The 3,092-nt window shown below is 60.5% G+C and carries 1 protein-coding gene and 1 pseudogene; both read right to left on the bottom strand.

Going from position 1 to position 3,092, the window contains the following annotated elements:
• On the bottom strand, positions 1-2,274 hold a 2,274-nt coding region (locus tag KR51_RS11725; RefSeq protein ID WP_022608007.1), incomplete at its 3' end, for a type I polyketide synthase.
• Positions 2,275-2,450: 176 nt separating this feature from the next.
• Positions 2,451-3,092 (bottom strand): annotated as a pseudogene (locus KR51_RS11720) (hypothetical protein); the annotation flags it as partial.

The raw sequence follows: 3,092 nt of genomic DNA, 5'->3' as shown, positions 1-3,092 counted from the left end.
TTGCTCCGACAGAGCCACAATCAGCTCGGCATCCCCCGACAAAGTCACGGAGGATGCACCGTTGATGGCCGCGAGGGATACCTTGCCGTCGTGGCATGCGATCGCTGCCCGGGCGTCCTCAGGCTCCAAAGCGGCGGCGATCATCTTGCCCTTGCCCGAGACCTGATGCTGCAGCCGGGCGCGGTGGTAGATCGCGCGGGCGGCTTCCTCCAGCCCAAGCATGCCTGACATATAAGCTGCCGCGGCTTCGCCGGCACTGTGGCCGACAATGGCGGCAGGCTGCAGCCCCCAGGCGCGCCATAGTTCCCCCAGAGCCACCTGCAACGCGAAATTCGCTGGCTGGGAGATCTGTGTTTCCGACATCCGCGACGAAGCTTCGTCTCGGGTCAACTCCTGCAGAAGAGACCAATCGGCGAATTCAGCAAAAGCTGCATCGCAGCGCTCGATCCAGTGACGGAAGAGCGGCTCGACCTGGAGCAGCTCGCGCCCCATTGCCCACCATTGCGGTCCCATGCCCGAAAATACAAAGACAGGACCGTCTTTCGGCCGGTCCAACACTTTGGCCTTGCCCAGCAAGAGCCCTTTCGGTTCCAGACCGCGCCTAAAATCCTCCAGCTTGGCAATCAGTTCATCCCGGTTCTGTCCGAGGACGGCGAGCCGGCAGTGGTGATGGGTTCTCCGACGCGCCGCCGCCCGACAGTAGGCATCGAGGTCAAGTGCCGGTTCGCCCCCTTGTAGAACGGATAAGTGCCTAAGCGCCAGCTCTTTCAACGCCTCGTCGCTGTGCGCGGAGATCGGCAGGAGATATGCCGCCGGTCCGTCATCTTCCACATTCGCTGTCTCTGCACAAACGTCGGACTCCGTCCCGCTGGCGGAGGTTGGGGCTTCCTCGACGATCGCATGGGCATTCGTCCCGCCGAAGCCGAAGGAATTGACCCCTGCTCGGCGAGGACATCCGTCATCCGGCCAGGCGATGGTCTCCACCGGCACTACGAAATGATGTCCGGACAACCCTAGCTCGGGATTCTCCCTGTCAAAATTCCGATTTGGGGGGACAACACCGTGGTGAACGGCCAAGGCCGCCTTGATCAATCCGGCAATGCCGGCCGCCGCCTCCAGATGTCCGATATTGGTCTTGACCGAACCAATAAAATGCGGTCTGGCATTGGTTTGGTCGTTGCCGAAGACGTCTCCCAATGCCCGGATTTCTATCGGGTCTCCCACCGGTGTCCCGGTTCCATGGGCCTCGATGTAGCGAACGCTGCCCGGATCGATACCTGCATTCCGATACGCCTGGCGCAGCATGTCCGCCTGGGCATCAGCGGAAGGCATGGTCATGCTCGGGGTGCGGCCATCCTGATTCACCGCTGTACCTTTGATGACAGCATAGATACGGTCTCGACCCCTCAACGCATCGTCCAAGCGCTTGAGAACCACAACCCCGGCTCCTTCGCCGCGGGCAAACCCATCGGCGCTTGCATCGAAGGTCTTGCAGCGGCCATCCTGGGCAAGCATTGTCGCGCGGCTAAAGCCAATGGTTGGCTCCGGCGTGAGGATCGCGTTCACGCCTCCGACCAAGGCCATGCCGCATTCGCTAGAATGGATGCTCTGACACGCAAGGCTCACGGCTGTCAGCGATGAAGAACAAGCCGTGTCGAGCGCAAGGCTCGGTCCCTTGAAGTCGAAACAATATGATATCCGATTGGCGGCAATGCACATGGCTAAGCCGGTATTGGTGTGAACCCCGATATGTTCGCGGCTATACTGGCTGTTTTGAAATTGCGCGTAGTCAACTTGAGACATTCCTACAAACACACCGACATCCCGGCCGCGGAGGGACTGCAATGTCAAACCACCGTCCTCCAGGGCATCAAAGGATGTCTCCAGCAGCATGCGCTGCTGCGGATCCATGACCGCGGCTTCCCGCGCCGAGATCCCGAAGAAGCCGGCGTCGAATTCGGCAATCCCGTCAATAAATCCACCGCGAAGCGAACCAACAGTGCCCGGTTCGTTCATCGCATCGGGGCTGAACAGAAGGTCGTTATTCCACCGGTCGGCCGGGACGGGCACTGTCGCATCGACTCCAGCGGTCAGAAGCTGCCAAAAACTCGCCGCCGAATTGGCATTTCCCGGGAACCGGCAGCCGATACCGACGATGGCGACAGGTGCATGGGGTGGATGTAGGTCGGTATGGGCGACACGGGCTACTGCATTGTTATCAAGCATAATCGGCTGCTCTCGAACGAGATCTTCAGACGCGATATTATGTGCCATGAAGAATATACATTGAACTTGAACTTGGAACCAGGTTGTCACTAAACAAGCAACTGTAATGCAGAAATTTTCAATTCAGCGACATGCTTTTACGGTGGCGGTGTTGCAACTCTCTCAATGGATACGTGGATTCAACAGCGAGCGGGATAGCGAGATTCTTAGCTCGACTTTAGCCATTAGGCTGAATAGCAGAGTAAGTCAGACCAGCACTCCCAGAGTTCCTGTCGGACTTTTCCCAACTTCCCGCTCCCAGGCGACCTGCGTAAAAGTTCCGCTGCCCACAACTGCCGTCGCACCAGCGCTAGCGCATCAATAAACGTCGGCCGCTCCTTGCGATACCACGCTGCCTGGGGCAGCTTCCAGTTCCCGTCTCTCTGACTCCGCTGTGCCTGCACGACGACCAGCGAAAACAGACCCAACAGCACCGGCGTCGTGCGGGCGATCGCTCGCGGCGACCATTGCCGCTGGCTCTCAACCCCGAGATGGGCGCGCACTTCCGCAAACGTCACCTCCACCTGCCAGCGCCACCGATACCACTGCACGATTTGCGCTGCCGACTGGGATGGGTCCGTACAGAGAAATCCCTGCGCTGCCCGCTTTCCCTGCGGGTCGCGCACCAGCACCCAGCGCAGCGGCACGGTCGGCTTGCCCACGTGGTACCAGACCGCCGTGCCGGTCGCGAGCTCCAGGACTCGGGGCTGCCCGCCGTACCACTGCACCGTCACGGTTTGCCAGACCGTCTCGGGCGACTCGAGACGCGCTGCGAGCGTGGGCAGTCGCTGCCCTTTGCGACGCGGACGACCCATCTGCCCGGGCGC

This window comes from Rubidibacter lacunae KORDI 51-2, from assembly GCF_000473895.1.
GTDB classification, from domain to species: Bacteria; Cyanobacteriota; Cyanobacteriia; order Cyanobacteriales; family Rubidibacteraceae; genus Rubidibacter; species Rubidibacter lacunae.
Note: the sequence above shows the minus strand (reverse complement) of the source record. Positions and strands in the feature narration are given on the sequence as shown.